This is a genomic window from Bacteroides helcogenes P 36-108 (assembly GCF_000186225.1).
GTDB lineage: Bacteria > Bacteroidota > Bacteroidia > Bacteroidales > Bacteroidaceae > Bacteroides > Bacteroides helcogenes.
The window spans coordinates 2,807,397-2,826,726 of the sequence record NC_014933.1; the positions used below are offsets into that span (position 1 = coordinate 2,807,397).

The window sequence follows — 19,330 nt, forward strand, 5'->3', positions numbered from 1 at the left end:
TCATGACAAAATGATACGAAAGTATCAAAGAGTTAATGCAAGATTTTAAAGACAAGTTCCCGAAGTATATCACCGTCGTTTAAGGATGAATTTCCTACCCCTTTAGACTTGGCATCTGCATATCTGATTTCTCCGATTATTTGCATCGTTTTTACGCCGCTATACCGACGCATAGCACTTAGGTATTCGCGAGACTGCCACGGGCTTTTTAAGCCCAAGAAATTGGCAATACCCTGCTCTGATTTTTCTGGTGCATAGTATGCCAACATCAGATTGGAGAAGAAGCCAAAAAGTAAAGATAAAGTCATTTGAATAGGATTTGTTTTTGGATTTTCTTCAAAATATTTTATTATTTTGTTAGCTTTTAAGACGTCCTTTTCCACTATGGCTCCACGAAGTTCAAAGTTATTGTAATCTTTGCTGATGCCGATGTTTCGCTCTATCTGTTCCGGAGTGATACGTGTCTGACCTTTTGGAAGTGTTATGATCAGCTTTTCCAGTTCTCCGGTCAGTCTGCTGAGGTCAGTCCCTACAAAATCTGCAAGCATGGAAGTGGCTTTAGGATCAAGATCCACACCTTTACGTTTCATGTATGCGGTGATGAATGCAGGCAACTGGGCATCCTTTATTTTTTTAGATTCGAATAAGACGCCTACTTTCTCTATTTCGGCAGCCAATTTCTTTCTTCTATCCAATACACCGTGCTTATGGCATATCACCAAAATGGTCGAATTCAGTGGTTTTTGCAGGTAATAAGACAATTCATCCATATTACGGATGGATTGTGCTTCCTTGACGACGACAACCTGATGTTCGGACATCATCGGATAACGTTTGGCTGCATTGATGACGGTAGCAATATCTACATCTGCTCCATACACTACGCTCAGATTAAATTCTTTCTCTGTATCGGTGAGGACATTGTCTGCGATATAGTCTGCAATGAGGTCAATATAATACGCTTCCTCGCCCATCAGATAATAAACCGGACGGTATTTATTGGTTCTCAACTCTTTAAGTATGTCGTCACATGTTATTTCTTGTTTTGCCATATAGAAAAATTAGGTGTTGATCGATGAAGGTTGTTCGGCTGTCACAGAACAGTATCACCAGTCAAACTTCAAGTGTTTTACAGTCTTTTTCTCATCAATAATCATACGCAAGGAGGCAATGCCGATCTCAACATGTTCATTTACATAGTTCTGAGTAACTATGTTGTCACTTTTATCAGTTTTTACACCTTCAGGAATCATAGGTTGGTCGGAAACCAACAGCAAGGCTCCGGTAGGAATATGATTGGCAAAACCGCAACTGAATAAGGTAGCAGTTTCCATATCTACGGCCATGGCACGAGTTTTCTTGAGATATTCCTTGAATTCTTCGTCATGTTCCCAAATCCTGCGGTTGGTGGTATATACCGTACCGGTCCAGTAATCGCGGGCATAATCACGGATGGCGGAAGAAACCGCACGCTGCAGCATAAAAGCAGGAAGTGAGGGCACTTCGGGCGGGAAGTAGTCATTGGAAGTACCTTCACCACGGATGGCGGCGATAGGAAGGATAAGATCCCCTATTCTATTTTTCTTGTCTATGCCGCCGCACTTGCCCAAAAACAGGCATGCCTTGGGGCTGATAGCACTGAGTAAGTCCATGATAATGGCAGCGTTGGGGCTTCCCATACCGAAATTGATAATTGTGATTCCTTCCGCGCTGGCAGATATCATATTGGCGTCTTTTCCGAGAATGGGAACATTGAACTTTTCTGCGAAAATCTCTACGTACTTGTTGAAGTTGGTTAACAGAATATACTCTCCAAAATCTTCCAGGTTACGTTTTGTGTAACGGGGCAGCCAATTAGCTACGATTTCTTCTTTTGTTTTCATAAGATTTCATTAAATTTGTGTTCCCAAAAGGCGGGAACCATTATTTAACTTACAAATGTAGTAAATGTTATCGTTAAACCTACCAGCATTCGATGCTAAAATTGCCGCAAGGAATGGAAAAATTGTTATTTTTGATGTGATACGCCGTCGATATGTCGCATTGACTCCGGAAGAATGGGTGCGGCAACACTTTATTCACTTTCTTATTGCTCATAAGGGATATCCGCAAGCATTGATGGCAAACGAGGTGCAGGTGCAACTGAACAATACCAGGAAACGTTGTGATACGGTACTCTACCGTCGTGATCTCACCGCCCGTATGATTGTGGAATACAAAGCTCCCGAGGTTGAAATCACGCAAAAAGTTTTCGACCAGATAACCCGTTATAATATGGTGTTGAGAGTAGATTATCTCATTGTCAGCAACGGGTTACAGCACTATTGCTGCCGGATGGATTACGAACATAACACTTATATTTTTCTGCATGATATTCCTGACTATCAAAAGTTATGACTGTACAAGCCTTTCTTCAGGACTTAGCACACTTCACTACCTTACTGAAAGAGAACATCCGGAAGTATTTCATTGAAACACCCGGATGTTCACTATGGGACTGAGAGAGGCTAAGGTCCCCACTTCTTATCGGCATCATAATATTGATGCAGGTACATTAAGCAATTCAGAGGAGTGGTAGAAGGCTTTTGTAATGTTATCTTCCTCCAGTAATGAGAGTTGCAATTCGGGGCAGGCACTTCTTTAGCAACCTATAGATGAGGAGACCGGTCAAAATTATTATTGTGGGGCAGAGTATATATAATGCGAGTACCATTTCATCGGAATGCGGTTTTAAAAGTTTAAATAGAACCTTGCTAACAAGAGCCAATGGCATGGCGTGATAAGCATAAATAAAAAAACTGCTGTTCGGCAGGAATGAATTTATCTGCCATTTCCCTTTTTCTATGAAATGAACGGTCAGAGTAATGGCAGCAACCATGCCAATCAGGATGCCTGTATTGTGTAGATAATCACACCATATTCGATCCATGAAATATAGTTCTGCTATCGCTATTAAACCATATAGCATGATAATGACAGGAAATAGAGGTTTCATTATTTCCACAAAATTCTTCTGGCAAACACTGAAGTACGCACCTGCTGAAAAGAAGAAAAAAGCTGTGATGCTGAATCCGACAACATTGAACCAGCAGTCGAAGAACCAAATAATTCCCAAGCATAATATGGCGTATTGACGTAATTTTATCAACAGAAAGTAAACCAAGGGGGAAAAGAGCATCATTACCATTAAATCGCGGATAAACCAGAATTGATAACAAATGGGATAAGCTGCAAGATCAGTGCCCGTAGGCGGAGTGATCATGTTAGTATTCCAGAAAGCCCAAAAACAGTCGGAAACGGAGTAGTCGCTAATCATTTTGTTCTTTCCTGACATCAATCCGGGCAAGAAGCTTTGTGAAAGTAAAAAGAAAGCTATTACCAGCAAATTCCAGAAAATGTAAGGAACAAGAATCGTTTGTACCCTTTTCTTCAACTTTTGTAAGTAAACTTGGCCTGTAAAAGAGGTCGTTTTATAAAAGAACAGAAATCCGGAAATAAAGAAAAAAAGAGGCACGGCAATAGCTGAAAGAATACTGGAGAAAAGATATGAAATAGTTGTATATACAGGAAAGTTATCACTTTTCATGAAATCGACTCCATTGATTACTACTTCATTGAAATGCGAATGTATCAGTACAACCCCTACAATAAGGGGGAAACGCAGAAAGCTGATGGTCTGCGATTGTAATTTTTCGTTTGTCATACGAATGTTTGTTTTAAATTGTTATGAATAAAAAGATGCGCTCCATTTCTGCATTTCCGATTCAGGGAAAAGAATGCAAAAGCGGCAGCGCACCTATTCAAGACAAAATAAAACGGGGACGCATTCACCTTTTACCTTTCTCTGGGCTTAGAATAAATTGGTCGTTTTTCTATGGGAGAAAATGCGGCGAAGCATAAGATTTGAAATCTGTACGAAAATAGAAAAGGGTTATTTGTCCATAGGCAGTTTTTGGGTTTAAGGATTAATTAATCAAGAGTGTAAATATATGCAGGAGTGAAAGGACATAAAAAAGGTGTGAACCCGTACTTATCAGTTCTCAGAAGGTACGACCAAGCACCCAAGCCCAAACCTAATAAGCCGATAGAACACACCCCGTTTTGAGGTGTATTCGCCAGACTTATTTCTTCTGAGCTTTTTCATTTTGGTCGTTTTACTGAGAAAGAAATAAATAGCAAATACTAATATGTCTAATCTTTTACTTTACTACAATTTTATTTTTCGTTTCTTATTCTCCATTTTAATGTTTCTTGTGCAAAAATAGGTGTTTTATTATACATCATCAACAAATTATGAGAAAAAAGTATATTATATCATGTTGAAAAGTACACTGTTTATACAATTTCTTAGAAGGCGTATCCGAAACCTGCATTCAGGTATATGGGATACATGGCAAAAGTGATTGTCTTGAAATCTTTTTTGAAGATATCGTTTAATCCCCATGCCAGGTCGGCAAAAACATTCAGATGCTTGAATGCGCGCCAATCCACTCCGACTTGTGTTCCCCATACAAAGTTCCGCAAGTCATCTGAAAAATCATAAGTGGCAATGGCTCCATCAGAAAAATTTACTTTTTTTCCCGTAGGGTTATCTTCACGCAAGTAGCCTTCATACACATATCCGGAGAATTCTTCATCCATCAGATAGGATACATAAACGCCTGCTTTTATGCGACATCGCGGATTTATCTTATATGCGCCTATCATGGGTACAGTTATATAGGCATTACGCACTTTTGTCTGTACCCCTCCTGTCCAGTTTCCTCTTAGACGATTACCGTCATTTCCTGTGATTTCCATCCTATAGTTTTTCACAGTTGCTTTGGTAATCATATTCTTGGTTTCTAATCTCAAGCCGGTTATTATTCCCCATTTCTTCTTTTGCCCTATCCATTTAATGGTGTTACCCTCTATCATGAATGCCAGAGTAGGGTTATAGGCGTCAATACTCCGTATTTCGACAGGCAGCGGCAATGGTGAAGTACCCCCAATACTGATGCCTGCTTTTATTTCGTATTCCCAACCATGAAGAGCTGCGTTTATAAGTGTCTGATTTTGGTTTTCTTGGGCATACGGCATAATCTGCACGAAAAATGCCAATAAGATAGATGTTATTATCTTTTTTATCATGATATATTTGTCTGTATAGAGTTGCTTCATTCGTAAATCAGTTCTACCTCATCTATTAGCAATGTACTGCCGGGAGCACCTTTAAAAGTGGAACCATCCTTACTTGATGCGAATATAATACTTATTTTATATTCGCCATTCATCAGTTTGGTTTCATCAATCTTCTTTCCATAGCGTTCATAGTCAAACGGAATATCAAAGTATTTCCATTCATCCGTTTCATGTGGGTCGGACAGAAGAGCGAGAGCCACCATATTGGCGTGATTGTAATTTTCATTTGGCAAATTACCATCCAGCATATCAATATCTTTTGTCTTTTCATAGAAGATGGCATAAATATTGAAAATATCTTTTCGAGAGGTATAATCGCCATTTTCATAGAACTTTTCTCCCGCCTTGTATTTATAATAGCCGGTCAGTCGCACAGGTTTGTTGTAGAAAGGTATTCCAAAGCGGGTGGCACTAAGTGGATCTTTAATTGCATTCAGCATATTGAAACTTCCAATAAATAAATTTCCTGCTGCAATAGGCATTTTGACCAATGCTCCCAAAGATCCTGTGAGACGGGTTTCCAGTTTTACGCATTTTCCAACTTTCCCATTGGCATATTGCACCGTAGGGTATTCTTCGGTAGAAGCACTTCCCATGGCAAATTTGAATCCTTCATTACCGCTCGCCCATTTCAGTTCTTCTCCGTTTGATACCTCATAAAATTCATGGTATTTGTCTGAGATGAGTCTTACGCTTTCAAAATGAAATGACGTGGGAATATTGCTTACTTTCTGTTCCTTGATGCTAATGGCATAAATGCGTTGCCATTTTTTGTCTTCTGAAGTAACAGTATAGTGCACCGGATTAGTGAAATTCTGGCTGCTTCCATTGGCTGGACTGATGGTTGCGCCAGAGGTTAGCTCAAAAACGGGCGCTATATTTGCCAAGTCTATGCCTTCTTTGACGTTAATCTGTATGGGATAAGCGTTCAGAATCTCATCATAAGAAGGATTTAAGTCTATATATGAACTTGCCAGAATATCAGTTTGAAAAGATATTGCTGTTATATCCGCTTCGGCATTGAGTGCTTCATTCCGTATGCACGATGTCACAAATATTCCTATAAAGGAATAGAGTATGAATAATCTGTTCAGCCTCATGTCTCTAAATTTGAATCTATTTTCTTAAATACAAAACTATATTTTTTTTCTTTAATAGTAGAGATTATGTGCTTATTTAACAAAAAATCGGTAATAGATGTTTCACTATTACCGATTTTTAATATGGAAATATTTTATGCTCAGTCTTCCGATCCGATATGTACAATTTTTCTTTTGGCTCTTACTGGTTTCTCCTTTACTATTTCTTCTTTTTGTTCGGGAGTCACACCTGCCAATTCCGGGTCAATCATGATACGCCCGCAATATTCACAAACAATGATTTTCTTGCGAGAACGGATATCCAACTGTCTCTGAGGTGGAATTTTGTTAAAGCAACCTCCGCAGGCATCGCGCTGTACATATACGATACCTAATCCGTTTCGTGAGTTTTTACGGATACGTTTAAAAGACTGGAGCAAGCGTGGTTCAATCTTGGTTTCGAGGTCTTTGGCCTTGTCTCTAAGTTTCTCCTCCTCTTGCTTTGTTTCAGAAATAATTTCGTCCAGTTCGTTCTTCTTTACGTCCAAGTCTTTCTGCCTTTCTTCCAGGGCAGAAAGACTTTCTGCTGCCTCTGCTGACTTTTCGGCCTCTTGTTCAGCAAATTCTTTAATACGCTTTTCGCAAAGTTCAATTTCAAGTGTCTGGAATTCTATTTCTTTGCTCAGAAAGTCGTACTCACGATTGTTACGTACATTATCTTGCTGATCCTTGTATTTGGCTACGGAAACCTTTGCAGTTTCAATTTCCACTTTCTTTCCGGCAATAGCAGATTTCAATTCGGCAACTTCCGCCTTAATTCTGTCTATACGGGTACTTAAACCGGCAATCTCGTCTTCCAAATCTTGTACTTCCAATGGAAGTTCACCTCTCAACGTCTTGATTTCATCAATTTTAGACAGCATGGTCTGCAACTGGAACAAAGCTTTTAACTTTTGTTCCACAGTCAACTCCTGGGGGTCTTTTTTTGCTTCTTTAGCCATTTTAGTTACATGTATTTTATGGGATTTGTATTCACCTTGGTCAATTGGACTTCAAAATGAGGAAATAAATCCCGGATTATAGTATAAAATATTTCTTTGGTATATTGTTCGCTTTCATAATGCCCTATCTCTGCCAGTAATATATCATTCTCATGTCCGAAATAATCGTGATATTTTATTTCACCGGTAATAAACACATCGGCTCTGTTATTGATAGCGAGTGGTATTAGAAAAGCTCCTGCACCTCCACACAAGGCAACAGTCTGGATTTCGCGTCCAGTCAGTTTATTGTGTTTTAGGCAGCCTACTTCAAAAGTTTTCTTTATACGTTTCAGAAATTCCAACTCGGTTTCCGGCACTTCTAACTCACCGATTATCCCAGCCCCGGCTTGTGCCCAAGTATTTTGCAAGGGATAAATATCAAATGCCGGTTCTTCATACGGATGCACGGTCAATAACGCTTTGATAGCTTCTGCTTTCTTGTAGTCAGGCAATACCGTCTCGATACGAATTTCCTTTTCTGTATGCAATTCTCCTATTTTCCCGCAATACGGCTGTGTTCCTTCTTGTGCGCGGAAGGTCCCCTCTCCTTCCAGATTATAGCTGCAAGAATCGTAATGACCAATACACCCACAACCAGCATCGAACAAGGATTGTCGTACTCTTTGTGCATGCGCTGCTGGCACAAATGTGACAAACTTTATCAAATTGTTTTTTTTTGCTTCCAGTATACGCACATTTTTCAAGCCAATTTTTTCGGCAATCTTGAAATTCACTCCTCCCATTACATTATCCATATTGGTATGTGCAGCATAGACAACGATGTCATTTTTAATAGCCTTCAAGATGCAACGTTCCACGTAATCACGTCCTGTTATGGATTTATATCCTTTGAAGATAAGGGGATGATGTGCAATGATGAGGTTATACCCCAATGCAATCGCTTCATCCAACACAGTTTCAGTTACGTCAAGACACAACAAAGCCCCTGTTGCTTCCGCATCTGTCAATCCGATTTGCAGGCCGGCATTATCAAATCCGTCTTGCAATGGCAGAGGCGCGAACCGTTCAAGGGCGCTTACTATCTCTTTAATTTTCATTATCTATAGAGAATTTGGGATACAAAGATAATAAAAAGTAATGAAACTGGAATCTTTTTTATGCTTTTTATGAAAAGCTTGGAAGTAATCGATATTTATTTTATCTTTGTGTCACACAATATATAACAAAATAGTATGAAAACATTATTGGGCTTATTCTTCTTGTTCTTCTCATTTTTCTTGCTTTCTTGCCAACAGTCAAGTCATTCCCAAACTACCGATGAAGAAGGTACGAAAGAATTGATGGATACCACTCCGAAAGCTACTGCCATTTTTTGGATAGACAAAAGCAAGGATCCATTAAAAAAAGAGTTTCCTATTCCCATACGTAGCGTAAAAACTAAGGTAGATATTGATTCTACTGGCAAAGTTGAGATTTTATCCTATGTCAAGCCTCAGGACGGGAAAGTCAGAAAGTATATTCAACATAGGATGAAAATGTTCCGTGTCTCTAAAATAATGTTAGACAGTGGCTTTGTGAAAGCAGGCGAGCAGTATGTGCAACTTCGGTATATGCCGGAAAAAATGCCGAAATAGTGTCAGTGCTCTTTTTTCTCCACCGTAACCGGTAATAATTTACCGTATGCGTCAAATGATTTGCGGGAAGCCAAGGAAATGGTAATCATTAGTGAAAGCATGGATGCTGTAAAAGTGATAACCATAATCATCATTTGATACTTGATGGCTACATTAGGACTACTTCCTCCCAAAATTTGCCCGATCATTGTCCCCGGGAGAGCAACTAATCCCATGACGGAGATGTTGGCTATCAGTGGACTAAATGCCTTGACTATAGCTTGACGTATGAAAGGGGCCTGTGCCTCTGCTCTTGTTGCACCGTTTCCAAGAAGATAACAGTACAGTTGCTGTTCTCTTGTCAATCCACTGTAATAAGTATTGAGAGCTATTACATTACTGGACAGCATATTTCCCATCAGTATGCCAAATATCGGAATGAAATATCGGGCGCTGAATATGTTGTCCAATCGTAGGACGACCCCAATAAAATACATGCCTACACATACCACACTGCATAGAAATCCTACGGAGATAGGGATAAGCAGAACCTTTCTTTTCAGCCCGGTACGTGCCAATGCCGTTTGTGAGGCAACAAATACCATGACTATTACCCACAGAAAATTTATCCACGGATTATTCCATAGGAATAAATATTTTAGATAGATGCCGATAAAGAACAGTTGTACAATCATTCGTGCCGTACCGATGAGAGTGGCACGTAGAAGTCCAGTTTTGAACTTCCAGATGTAAAACAGCGGTATCAGCAATAATAGGAGCCCGATACCTAAACTAAAATATGATATGTCTATTGTTCCCACTCTTTTATATATTTGTGTTGATAAACATGAGCACCAGTAAGGTTTATTGCATTCTAATGTGCCGGTCGCATCCGGAAGAGAATCCTTCATCATGTGAAACAGCCAATATACTGCTCCCCTTTTCTGTTTGTTGCCGGAAAAAGGAAAGCACTTTTTCGGTTGAGCCTGAATCCAAAGCAGAAGTAGGTTCATCAACAACAATCAGAGACTTGTCTATCATGGATGCTACAGCTATCATCATACGTTGGCGTTGTCCGCCCGACACTTCATTTACACGTTTATGATATAGTTCCGGTTCAAGTCCCAGTTCTTCAAAACAGGCAAATAATCTGGATTCGGAAAAAGGGCTGTTCCGGTTGGCTTTCAGATTGAAAGGCAATTGTACCATATCTTTTACCCACGCCAAAGGTAGTGCTAATTCTTGCGGAATCCATGCTATCTGCTTCCTGACGATATCTATACTTTCCTTTTTCAATAATATGCCGTTTAGAGTGATACTACCTTCTTTCAGAGGTATAAATCCTAAAATAGCATTGAGCAAGGATGTTTTTCCACATCCTGAAGAGCCGGAGATGCTTACAATCTCTCCTCGATTTAAATGCAGGTTGAATCCTGAAAAAAGTACATTGTTATCATAGGCAATGCAGGCATTTTCTATTTGGAGCATGGCGTTTCTTTAATTTATCCACGGCAAAGATATAGAAAAAAATATTTGTACTATCTTTGTCTCACTAATTAATTCCAGAGAATTATGATACAGAATGAACGTGATTGTCGCCATGAGCATGTACTTGATGTGGCAAGACAAATGTTAATTGCTGCGCGTACAGCCCCAAAAGGGAAAGGTGTTGATATTATTGAAGCAGCATTGGTTACGGGTGAGGATATAAGAAAACTGGCGGAGAAAATGGTTGCCATGGTTGAGGAACATGGTATGAAATTCTTTTTTCGGGATGCAGATAATATTTTGCAGGCTGAGTGTGTCGTAATAATAGGTACGCATGAGCAGTCTCAGGGGTTGAATTGCGGACATTGCGGTTATCCCACTTGCACAGAACGCCCGGAAGGCGTACCATGTGCATTGAATACGGTTGATGTAGGCATTGCCATTGGTTCGGCATGTGCTATGGCTGCAGATATGCGTGTAGATACCCGTGTCATGTTTTCGGCAGGACTTGCCGCCCAACATCTGGATTGGCTGAAAGGCTGTAAGAGTGTTTTCGCTATTCCGGTTAGTGCATCTTCTAAGAATCCTTTCTTTGATCGTAAACCGAAAGAAAATCCGGCTAAATCATAACTAAGAGGATATATGTTTAGTGATATAAAATCAAATAAAATGTAATACCCCCATTTAAAGGGGAAAAAGGATTGACGAATTATGGGATATTTTGTAGGAATACCGTTAGGTGGTGCTACTGAAAAAGATTATCAAGTACGGTTTGGCAAGAATATGACAGTACAAGTTGAAATGCGTGCTCCCCATCTGCCGGCCGAATGGGCATTGCAGAGTGGCATACAGTTGACTTGGCCACACAGAGGAACAGACTGGATGTATATGCTTGATGAAGTACAGAAGTGTTTTCTTGATATTGCCCGCGAGATAGCCTTACGTGAAAAGTTATTTATTGTGGCCCCGGAGCCGGAAGAAGTGAAACGACAGATATCTGCTACGGTCAATATGGATAATGTTTGTTTTTTGAAATGTAAGACCAATGATACTTGGGCTCGTGATCATGGAGCCATCACCATGATAGATACCAATGGACCTTCCCTTCTCGATTTTAAATTTAATGGTTGGGGACTGAAATTTGCATCCGACAAAGATAATTTGATTACGCACCATGCAACAGAAGCTGGAATATTAAAGGGGACTTATATCAACCACTTGGATTTTGTGCTTGAAGGCGGTTCCATTGAAAGTGATGGTATGGGCACGATTCTCACAACGTCCGAGTGCTTGCTTTCTCCAAATCGTAACGGGAAAATGAATAGAGTTGAAATAGAAGAATATCTTCGTTCGGTTTTTCATGCAGAACGTGTACTTTGGTTGGATCATGGTTATTTGGCAGGAGATGATACTGATAGCCATATTGATACACTTGCCCGTTTTTGTTCACCCGACACCATTGCCTATGTGAAGTGTATCGATGTTGCCGATGAACATTACGAGGCACTCCGGAAAATGGAAGAACAGTTAAAAACATTTCTTACGCTGAAGGGAGAACCTTATCGGCTACTGCCTTTGCCTATGGTGGATAGTATTGAAGAAGATGGAGAACGGCTTCCCGCAACTTATGCCAATTTTTTGATAATGAATGATGTTGTGCTCTATCCTACTTATTGTCAGACCAAAAATGATGCCCTTGCCAAAGAAGTGTTGAAAAACGCTTTTCCAAATCATGAAATAATTGGAATTGATTGCCGTGCTTTGATCAAGCAGCATGGTTCTTTGCATTGTGTCACAATGCAATATCCCGCAGGTGTTTTGTAATAATTCAGTTATAGATTATAAATATCAAATATTAGTAGATAATGGCAAGAAAAATAAAAGTCGGTATCATCCAGCAAGCAAATACATCCGATGTTCGGACAAACCTCATGAATCTAACTCAGAGTATTGAAGCCTGTGCCGCCCATGGGGCACAACTGGTAGTATTGCAAGAATTGCACAACTCCCTGTACTTCTGTCAAACAGAGAATACACAGTTATTTGATCTGGCGGAACCTATTCCCGGTCCTTCTACCGGATTCTATTCAGAATTAGCTGCTGCCAACAATGTTGTTCTTGTTACATCGCTATTTGAAAAGCGTGCACCCGGCTTGTATCATAATACAGCCGTTGTTTTTGAAAGTGATGGCAGCATAGCCGGGAAATATCGGAAAATGCATATTCCCGATGATCCGGCGTATTATGAGAAATTCTACTTTACTCCCGGTGACATAGGTTTTGAACCTATCCAAACTTCTTTGGGTAAATTAGGTGTATTGGTTTGCTGGGATCAATGGTATCCGGAGGCAGCCCGTTTGATGTCATTGAGGGGTGCGGAAATACTCATATATCCCACAGCTATCGGCTGGGAAAGTAGTGATGAGGACGATGAAAAAGTCCGTCAGCTCAATGCTTGGATTATTTCTCAACGAGGTCATGCCGTAGCCAATGGCCTGCCGGTGGTTTCTGTCAATCGCGTGGGGCATGAACCAGATCCGTCTATGCAGACCAATGGTATCTTATTCTGGGGAAATAGTTTTATAGCCGGACCTCAGGGAGAGTTTTTGGCACAAGCCGGGAACAACTCTCCGGAAAACATTGTGGTTGAAGTGGATTTGGAACGCTCGGAAAATGTGCGTCGTTGGTGGCCATTTTTGCGTGATCGTAGAGTTGATGCTTATGGCGGATTGACGAAGCGTTTTCTGGACTAAATTAATCACAGATTGAAGGCTGACTTTAATAATTTTAGCAAAAGGTAATCTTCTTGTTTATAAAGAAGTTTACTCCTCCATAAACAAACAATCCAAGGAATTGGGCAAGATATTTGTTACAGTTAAGACCTTCCACCGATCCGATAAGGAAAAGAAACTGGATCCCATAGGCTGTTCCGAAAGCCATGGAAAAGAGCAACACTTGACGCCAAGTGTTGCTCTTTTTTGTGGGAAATATCCAATATTTGCACCAGATAAAATTATGAATCTGTGCTAATGTGTATGCAGTTCCATTAGAAAGTATATAATTGATGCTTAGCTTATCCATCATTATCCAAACGGTAACAGCCATAATCAAAGCATTCAATGTGCCAATTGCTGCAAAACGAAAAATGCGTATAGACTCTTTCACTCTCTTTGAGTTACTGCCTTATTCTTTTACTGCAACAATCAGGTTCAGTTCATCCAATTGTTTTTGGTCAATGACAGAAGGAGCATCCAGCATTACATCTCGTCCGCTATTGTTTTTCGGGAACGCAATGCAGTCACGGATACTGTCAAGTCCGGCAAAAATACTTACCCAACGGTCAAGCCCATAGGCCAAACCACCGTGAGGAGGAGCACCATACTTAAAAGCATTCATCAGGAAGCCAAACTGTTCTTGAGCTTTTTCTGGAGTAAATCCCAATATTTCGAACATTTTAGCCTGTAATTGTGCATCATGAATACGGATAGAACCTCCCCCCACTTCAATACCGTTGCATACCATATCATATGCGTCTGCACGAACGGCTGCCGGATCGGTATCCAATAAAGGAATATCTTCTTCTTTTGGATGAGTGAATGGATGGTGCATGGCCATCAGTCTTCCCTCTTCCTCACTCCATTCGAACATTGGGAAGTCAACAACCCACAACAATGCAAACTTATTCTTGTCGCGCAGACCTAATTGACCGGCTACTTCAAGGCGGAGTTCACATAGCTGTTTGCGAGTTTTCATCACGTCTTCGCCACTCAGAATCAGAATCAAGTCTCCCGGTTTTGCACCGAATGCGGATTTCATCTCTTGCAATACCTCTTGCGTATAGAATTTATCGACACTTGATTTTACACTACCGTCAGCCTCTATACGGGCATATACCATGCCTTTTGCGCCAATCTGTGGCTTCTTAACAAATTCAGTCAGTGCATCCAATTGTTTACGGGTATAGCTTGCAGCACCTTCTGCACAGATACCTCCAACGTATGCAGCATTATCGAAAACAGAGAAACCGTGTCCTTTCATTATATCCATCAGCTCGACGAATTTCATGCCGAAACGGAGATCGGGTTTATCGCTACCATAATATTTCATTGCGTCAGCCCATGGCATGCGCAAGAAGGGTTCGGTCAGTTCGACATCACGGATTTCCTTGAACAGATATTTAGCCATACCTTCGAACAGATTGATGATGTCATCTTGTTCCACAAAAGACATTTCACAGTCTATCTGAGTAAATTCAGGCTGGCGGTCGGCACGCAAGTCTTCGTCACGGAAGCATTTTGCAATCTGAAAATAACGGTCAAAACCGGATACCATTAATAACTGCTTCAGTGTTTGCGGGCTTTGCGGCAAAGCGTAGAATTGCCCCGGATTCATACGCGAAGGAACAACAAAGTCACGTGCACCCTCAGGAGTAGAACCTACTAATATGGGAGTCTCTACTTCAATGAATCCCTGGCTATCAAGATATTTACGTACTTCAATTGTCATTTTGTGACGAAGCTCCAGATTGCTGCGAACATTGGCACGCCGTAAATCCAAATAGCGATACTTCATACGGATATCATCTCCGCCATCTGTATTTTCTTCAATAGTGAAAGGTGGCGTCAACGAGGAATTCAAGACATTCAGTTCCGAAACAATAATTTCGATATCACCAGTTGGAATATTCTTGTTTTTACTGAAACGCTCATTCACGCTGCCTGTTATCCGGATAACAAACTCACGTCCCAAGCGGTTGGCACGTTCGCAAAGTTCAGAGTTTACTTCTTCATTGAATACTAATTGAGTAATTCCGTAACGGTCACGCAGGTCAATGAATGTCATGCCTCCCATCTTACGGCTGCGCTGTACCCAACCTGCCAGTGTCACTTGCTTGTTAATATCGGAGATACGAAGTTCTCCGCAGGTGTGTGATCTATACATTTTCTATTTATATTTGACTATTTACATATTTATTATCTCTTCGCATAAATAAGGAATTCCTTATCTGCTACATAAACATTGCGCAAAAATACTTAAAACAATAATAGGCACATCAAACAACGGATATTTATTTTAAAAAACATACCAAGTTTTACTTATCCTTTGGTTAGTTTTTTAATTTGTTCTTTTCCTTTATGCAATATCTTTTTGTTAGTATGAGCAATATCTTCGACAAAAGCTTCATTAATCTGCTTCAATCCGTTAATATAGTCCTGAGCTCTTTGCAGCACGTTGGATGTGTCTTTTGTTGCATTATGCGGAACAATGACTTGCAATCCTTTTTTTATAATTTCCACGTCAATATTTTCACCGGCCATCATCGGATCACCGTCAAAATGCACTACTCCCGGTTTGGAGCGATGAATACATAAAGTCTGGCAGCGGAATGTTTTGATGCGGCTATTTTGATCAATGGTCTTATTGAACAATTGAAAAGATAATGCAGGAACATCCAAAACGGTAAAAGGCTCCAGTATCGTGACATCCAGCAATCCGTCTGTCAAAGTAGCCTGCGGGGCAATATAGGCATTATTTCCGTATTGTGAAGCATTTCCACAGGCTATAAGGAAGGCTTTATATCGTAGAGTGCTTCCATCCATTTCCAACTCGTATGTTTCCGGACGATATTTCAGACTTTCGAGTAATGTTTTTTCCAGATAAGTAAGCGGACCTCTTCTGCCTGCTTTTGAAAACTGTAAACTGACAAAAGCATCAAATCCCACGCCGCAAGTACAAAAGAACGGCACATCATTTATTTTTCCGTAGTCAATAATATCTATCAGTCCTTCATTAATAACATCGATGGCTTTTTTAGGTTCCATCGGAATTTGCAAGTGCCGTGCCAGGCCGTTACCCGAACCGCATGGGATAATCCCCAAGGAAGTCCGAGTATGTACTAACGAACGGGCTATTTCATTAATAGTACCGTCTCCTCCAATGGCAACAACAGCATGTACACCTTCCTTTGCCTTTTGTGCTGCTATTTCTACAGCATGACCGGCATGATCGGTATAGACAACCTCTTGTACATATTTCGCTTTATCCAGCTTTTCATCAATGCATTTCATTATTTGTTCTTTACTCTGCGTGCCGGATATCGGATTTATAACAAATGATATTTTCTTCTTTTTTTCGTCCATGCAGGTGGATGTTTCTATGTAATTCTATTGACTTGCAAAAGTAATATAAATACTTCAATTTTTAATCATCCGAGCATTTTAAAACAAGTTGGAGTAGATTTTTTGGAACAGATGAAACATATACCGACATATTTTGCTATCTTTGCCCCCTGTTTTCGAAAGATGTGTATTTGATAGAATTTTAATATTCATAATATAAAAGACATTTCATGGGTTTACTACAAGACAAATTTGCGAAGTACGACCTGCCGCAACAGTTTATGGCAAAAGGCGTATATCCGTATTTCCGCACAATTAACAGCCATCAGGATACAGAGGTAATGATGGATGGTAAAAAGGTCCTGATGTTTGGCTCTAATGCATACATGGGACTGACTTACGACAAACGAATTATTGATGCTTCAATAGCCGCCACAGAAAAATACGGTACAGGTTGTGCAGGTTCTCGTTTCTTGAATGGAACGTTAGACATACACGTTGAACTGGAGAAAGAATTGGCGGAATTTGTCGGAAAAGACGAAGCACTGTGTTTTTCTACTGGGTTTACGGTAAATGAAGGCATTATTCCCGCAGTAGTAGGCCGTGGTGATTATATCATTTGTGATGACCGTGACCATGCTTCCATCGTGGACGGGCGTCGTCTTACATTTGCTACGCAATTAAAATATAAGCACAATGACATGGAGGCTTTGGAAAAAGAACTCCAGAAATGCGAACCGGATGCAGTGAAGCTGATTGTCGTAGATGGAGTCTTTTCCATGGAAGGTGATTTGGCCAACTTGCCCGAAATTGTCCGCCTGAAGAAGAAATATAATGCCAGCATATATGTAGATGAAGCTCATGGTTTAGGTGTTTTCGGTAAACAAGGTCGTGGTGTTTGTGACCATTTTGGCGTTACAAAAGACATTGATCTTATTATGGGAACATTCAGCAAATCATTGGCTTCCATCGGTGGTTTTATTGCCGGAGACAAAGAGGTGATTAATTGGTTGCGCCATAATGCCCGTTCCTATATTTTTCAGGCAAGTAGTACACCTGCTTCAACTGCAGCCGCACGCGAAGCTCTGCATATCATAAAGTCGGAACCGGATCGCATCCAACGTTTATGGGATATCACCAATTACGCATTAAAAAGGTTCCGTGATGCCGGTTTTGAAATCGGTGAAACCGAATCTCCTATCATTCCTCTGTACGTGCGTGATACCGAGAAGACATTTGTTGTGACGAAGATGGCTTTTGATGAAGGTATTTTCATCAATCCGGTTATACCTCCTGCTTGTGCCCCGCAAGACACATTGGTACGTGTGGCATTGATGGCTACTCACACTAAAGAGCAGGTGGATTATGCAGTGGATCATCTTACGAAGTGCTTCAAGGAGTTAGGTATTATCAAATAACTACTCAACAAGTAAACGAAAACAAAAGAGCTGCATAAACCAATACGGTTTAGGCAGCTCTTTTGTTTTCGTCACCCCATTCTTTCTTTTTGGAAATGCAACATACGATAGCAACTGACCACTCACTATGCAATCACTTTTCAGTGAGTACAGCATCGCTTTATCGGCATTAAAACAGTGCTGTAATGCCGATAAAGTGTTACTTTATTAGTATTAAAGCAACACTTTATTCGCACCCAAAAATAATAAATCTGCTACCTTCAGATAATCAACAATATAATTTTTCTTATAACAGATTCTTCTAATCCTCGATGTGAGGATTAAACAGGTTTATGCGAAGTCCGGTACACTTCACTTTCACAACATGCTGCTTATCCGTAAGGAAACAGGTAGGGGTAGCTTGTGTGCCATACTTGATTTTTATGGGACTTGCATCCCGTTTGAAATCAGAGACAAAAGTATATTCGGATGGGTATGCTTGCTTTATCTCTTGCAATTCTGCCAATGAAGCGCAAGGCCAATACACTGCTACCAAGAGGTTTTTGCGGGATGTCCGGTCATAGAGTTCTTTCAGTTCCCGGCGTCCATCTTCGCCCATACATCCCAATCCGCCATAAAGGATCAACAGTTGCTTCCCTTCAGTCGCATTCCAATCAAACGGCTTTTCGTCACTTTGAATGCAAGGGAAAGTCGATATGGAATCTCCTTCCTGTATTTGCCGGGTCTGGATATGCTCTCTGATGTTTTTACCATAAAAAGATTCTTGCATGTCTGTACTGAGATTGTTCAGAATACTCTGCAAGGTATCTTTAGATATATCCAGGCGGACCATATACAAACGCTGCAAGCCACTGGGGACTGATGCGTATTTCATAGCTAATGCTATGTTTCCTTCGGAGGCCTTCCGATAAACTTTCTGATACACATGCTGGATGCTGTCTTTCACTTCAGGATTCGTTTTCCAGTATTGGCTCAACTCTGCAGTCCGGCTTTCATATTCTGCCCAAAGAAGGCTGTCTTGCTTCAGATAATTAGCCTCGGTTATTGTTTCTTGCGAATAAAGCACTGCTGTGCCGGACAGACATAGTAAGGCAGAGAGGATTGATGTCTTAGTATTCATTTGTTTACTTTTTTATTTAAACATAATTTTGCTATTGGTATGGTATTGTTGCTTTTCTCGAAGTTTTCTCAGCAAAGGACGGAAAAAAAAGTCAAAAAATGGCAGGATTTACATATTAAAGTGAATGGAGAACAAAAAAATATCCTTTATAATCTTTGCTATTGCATTGACTATAAAGGACTATCTTCTGTCGGGGTAGCGGGATTCGAACCCACGACCCCCTGCTCCCAAAGCAGGTGCGCTAACCGGACTGCGCTACACCCCGAATGCTTTACTTCTTAAAAGCGAATGCAAAGGTAAAAACTTTT

At 40.5% G+C, this 19,330-nt stretch carries 19 protein-coding genes and 1 tRNA gene; 6 read left to right on the plus strand and 14 right to left on the minus strand.

The window, feature by feature from the left end; all coding sequences use genetic code 11:
- Positions 1-32 precede the first annotated feature (32 nt).
- Both holA and BACHE_RS11410 read right to left on the minus strand, forming a co-directional pair.
- Positions 33-1,052, minus strand: coding sequence for a DNA polymerase III subunit delta (gene holA, locus BACHE_RS11405; protein WP_013547860.1), 1,020 nt, complete (start codon positions 1,050-1,052; stop codon positions 33-35).
- A gap of 54 nt (positions 1,053-1,106) precedes the next feature.
- On the minus strand, positions 1,107-1,883 hold the full coding sequence (locus tag BACHE_RS11410) for an AMP nucleosidase (RefSeq protein ID WP_013547861.1): 777 nt from the start codon (positions 1,881-1,883) through the stop codon (positions 1,107-1,109).
- A gap of 64 nt (positions 1,884-1,947) precedes the next feature.
- Here BACHE_RS11410 and BACHE_RS11415 point away from each other — a divergent pair, with 64 nt between their 5' ends.
- Positions 1,948-2,397: a type I restriction enzyme HsdR N-terminal domain-containing protein gene (locus BACHE_RS11415; protein WP_013547862.1), complete on the plus strand. Its 450-nt coding sequence runs from the start codon at positions 1,948-1,950 to the stop codon at positions 2,395-2,397.
- A gap of 196 nt (positions 2,398-2,593) precedes the next feature.
- On the opposite strand, the gene BACHE_RS11420 is transcribed toward BACHE_RS11415, so the two are convergent.
- From BACHE_RS11420 to BACHE_RS11440, 5 genes are all read right to left on the minus strand, one after another.
- The gene (locus tag BACHE_RS11420; protein WP_013547863.1) at positions 2,594-3,703 is read right to left on the minus strand and encodes an acyltransferase family protein; all 1,110 of its coding nucleotides are present in this window, start codon (positions 3,701-3,703) and stop codon (positions 2,594-2,596) included.
- 644 nt (positions 3,704-4,347) lie between these two features.
- Complete coding sequence (locus tag BACHE_RS11425) at positions 4,348-5,130, minus strand: porin family protein (RefSeq protein ID WP_041579813.1); 783 nt, start codon at positions 5,128-5,130, stop codon at positions 4,348-4,350.
- A gap of 26 nt (positions 5,131-5,156) precedes the next feature.
- Positions 5,157-6,281 carry a PCMD domain-containing protein gene (locus BACHE_RS11430; RefSeq protein WP_013547865.1) on the minus strand — a complete coding sequence of 375 codons (1,125 nt, stop codon included), beginning with the start codon at positions 6,279-6,281 and terminating at the stop codon, positions 5,157-5,159.
- 140 nt (positions 6,282-6,421) lie between these two features.
- Positions 6,422-7,261, minus strand: a complete 840-nt coding sequence (locus BACHE_RS11435; RefSeq protein ID WP_013547866.1) for a zinc ribbon domain-containing protein — start codon at positions 7,259-7,261, stop codon at positions 6,422-6,424.
- A 5-nt stretch (positions 7,262-7,266) separates the two neighbouring features.
- Positions 7,267-8,361, minus strand: a complete 1,095-nt coding sequence (locus tag BACHE_RS11440; protein WP_013547867.1) for a Nif3-like dinuclear metal center hexameric protein — start codon at positions 8,359-8,361, stop codon at positions 7,267-7,269.
- Positions 8,362-8,496: 135 nt separating this feature from the next.
- Between BACHE_RS11440 and BACHE_RS11445 the strand changes: the two genes are divergently transcribed.
- Positions 8,497-8,898, plus strand: a complete 402-nt coding sequence (locus BACHE_RS11445) for a DUF4891 domain-containing protein (RefSeq protein ID WP_013547868.1) — start codon at positions 8,497-8,499, stop codon at positions 8,896-8,898.
- A gap of 2 nt (positions 8,899-8,900) precedes the next feature.
- Here BACHE_RS11445 and BACHE_RS11450 read toward each other — a convergent pair whose 3' ends face one another.
- Both BACHE_RS11450 and BACHE_RS11455 read right to left on the minus strand, forming a co-directional pair.
- Positions 8,901-9,698 (minus strand): ABC transporter permease, encoded by a 798-nt coding sequence (locus tag BACHE_RS11450; RefSeq protein WP_013547869.1) that lies wholly within the window; start codon positions 9,696-9,698, stop codon positions 8,901-8,903.
- Between the two features lie 43 nt (positions 9,699-9,741).
- On the minus strand, positions 9,742-10,365 hold the full coding sequence (locus BACHE_RS11455; protein WP_013547870.1) for an ABC transporter ATP-binding protein: 624 nt from the start codon (positions 10,363-10,365) through the stop codon (positions 9,742-9,744).
- An 84-nt stretch (positions 10,366-10,449) separates the two neighbouring features.
- Between BACHE_RS11455 and BACHE_RS11460 the strand changes: the two genes are divergently transcribed.
- From BACHE_RS11460 to BACHE_RS11470, 3 genes are all read left to right on the plus strand, one after another.
- Complete coding sequence (locus BACHE_RS11460) at positions 10,450-10,995, plus strand: ferredoxin domain-containing protein (protein ID WP_013547871.1); 546 nt, start codon at positions 10,450-10,452, stop codon at positions 10,993-10,995.
- A gap of 81 nt (positions 10,996-11,076) precedes the next feature.
- Positions 11,077-12,189 (plus strand): agmatine deiminase family protein, encoded by a 1,113-nt coding sequence (locus BACHE_RS11465; RefSeq protein ID WP_013547872.1) that lies wholly within the window; start codon positions 11,077-11,079, stop codon positions 12,187-12,189.
- 41 nt (positions 12,190-12,230) lie between these two features.
- A complete protein-coding gene (locus BACHE_RS11470; RefSeq protein ID WP_013547873.1) occupies positions 12,231-13,118 on the plus strand; it encodes a carbon-nitrogen hydrolase in 888 nt (295 codons plus the stop codon).
- A 34-nt stretch (positions 13,119-13,152) separates the two neighbouring features.
- Here BACHE_RS11470 and BACHE_RS11475 read toward each other — a convergent pair whose 3' ends face one another.
- The 3 genes from BACHE_RS11475 to BACHE_RS11485 all read right to left on the minus strand — a co-directional run bounded on the left by BACHE_RS11475 (position 13,153) and on the right by BACHE_RS11485 (position 16,505).
- On the minus strand, positions 13,153-13,530 hold the full coding sequence (locus tag BACHE_RS11475; RefSeq protein WP_013547874.1) for a GtrA family protein: 378 nt from the start codon (positions 13,528-13,530) through the stop codon (positions 13,153-13,155).
- Positions 13,531-13,548: 18 nt separating this feature from the next.
- Positions 13,549-15,306, minus strand: a complete 1,758-nt coding sequence (gene aspS / locus BACHE_RS11480; RefSeq protein ID WP_013547875.1) for an aspartate--tRNA ligase — start codon at positions 15,304-15,306, stop codon at positions 13,549-13,551.
- 155 nt (positions 15,307-15,461) lie between these two features.
- Entirely contained in the window at positions 15,462-16,505 is a 1,044-nt protein-coding gene (locus BACHE_RS11485; protein WP_013547876.1) for a diacylglycerol/lipid kinase family protein, read from the minus strand.
- 209 nt (positions 16,506-16,714) lie between these two features.
- Here BACHE_RS11485 and spt point away from each other — a divergent pair, with 209 nt between their 5' ends.
- Positions 16,715-17,902, plus strand: coding sequence for a serine palmitoyltransferase (spt, locus tag BACHE_RS11490; protein ID WP_013547877.1), 1,188 nt, complete (start codon positions 16,715-16,717; stop codon positions 17,900-17,902).
- A gap of 301 nt (positions 17,903-18,203) precedes the next feature.
- On the opposite strand, the gene BACHE_RS11495 is transcribed toward spt, so the two are convergent.
- Complete coding sequence (locus BACHE_RS11495) at positions 18,204-19,022, minus strand: hypothetical protein (protein ID WP_013547878.1); 819 nt, start codon at positions 19,020-19,022, stop codon at positions 18,204-18,206.
- A 190-nt stretch (positions 19,023-19,212) separates the two neighbouring features.
- A tRNA-Pro gene (locus BACHE_RS11500) sits at positions 19,213-19,287 on the minus strand.
- Positions 19,288-19,330 lie beyond the last annotated feature (43 nt).

Coding starts and splice junctions, on each gene's coding strand:
- holA (WP_013547860.1), bottom strand. CDS start 1,052: ATGGCAAAACAAGAAATAACATGTGACGACATACTTAAAGAGTTGAGA.
- BACHE_RS11410 (WP_013547861.1), bottom strand. CDS start 1,883: ATGAAAACAAAAGAAGAAATCGTAGCTAATTGGCTGCCCCGTTACACA.
- BACHE_RS11415 (WP_013547862.1), top strand. CDS start 1,948: ATGTTATCGTTAAACCTACCAGCATTCGATGCTAAAATTGCCGCAAGG.
- BACHE_RS11420 (WP_013547863.1), bottom strand. CDS start 3,703: ATGACAAACGAAAAATTACAATCGCAGACCATCAGCTTTCTGCGTTTC.
- BACHE_RS11425 (WP_041579813.1), bottom strand. CDS start 5,130: ATGATAAAAAAGATAATAACATCTATCTTATTGGCATTTTTCGTGCAG.
- BACHE_RS11430 (WP_013547865.1), bottom strand. CDS start 6,281: ATGAGGCTGAACAGATTATTCATACTCTATTCCTTTATAGGAATATTT.
- BACHE_RS11435 (WP_013547866.1), bottom strand. CDS start 7,261: ATGGCTAAAGAAGCAAAAAAAGACCCCCAGGAGTTGACTGTGGAACAA.
- BACHE_RS11440 (WP_013547867.1), bottom strand. CDS start 8,361: ATGAAAATTAAAGAGATAGTAAGCGCCCTTGAACGGTTCGCGCCTCTG.
- BACHE_RS11445 (WP_013547868.1), top strand. CDS start 8,497: ATGAAAACATTATTGGGCTTATTCTTCTTGTTCTTCTCATTTTTCTTG.
- BACHE_RS11455 (WP_013547870.1), bottom strand. CDS start 10,365: ATGCTCCAAATAGAAAATGCCTGCATTGCCTATGATAACAATGTACTT.
- BACHE_RS11460 (WP_013547871.1), top strand. CDS start 10,450: ATGATACAGAATGAACGTGATTGTCGCCATGAGCATGTACTTGATGTG.
- BACHE_RS11465 (WP_013547872.1), top strand. CDS start 11,077: ATGGGATATTTTGTAGGAATACCGTTAGGTGGTGCTACTGAAAAAGAT.
- BACHE_RS11470 (WP_013547873.1), top strand. CDS start 12,231: ATGGCAAGAAAAATAAAAGTCGGTATCATCCAGCAAGCAAATACATCC.
- aspS (WP_013547875.1), bottom strand. CDS start 15,306: ATGTATAGATCACACACCTGCGGAGAACTTCGTATCTCCGATATTAAC.
- BACHE_RS11485 (WP_013547876.1), bottom strand. CDS start 16,505: ATGGACGAAAAAAAGAAGAAAATATCATTTGTTATAAATCCGATATCC.
- spt (WP_013547877.1), top strand. CDS start 16,715: ATGGGTTTACTACAAGACAAATTTGCGAAGTACGACCTGCCGCAACAG.
- BACHE_RS11495 (WP_013547878.1), bottom strand. CDS start 19,022: ATGAATACTAAGACATCAATCCTCTCTGCCTTACTATGTCTGTCCGGC.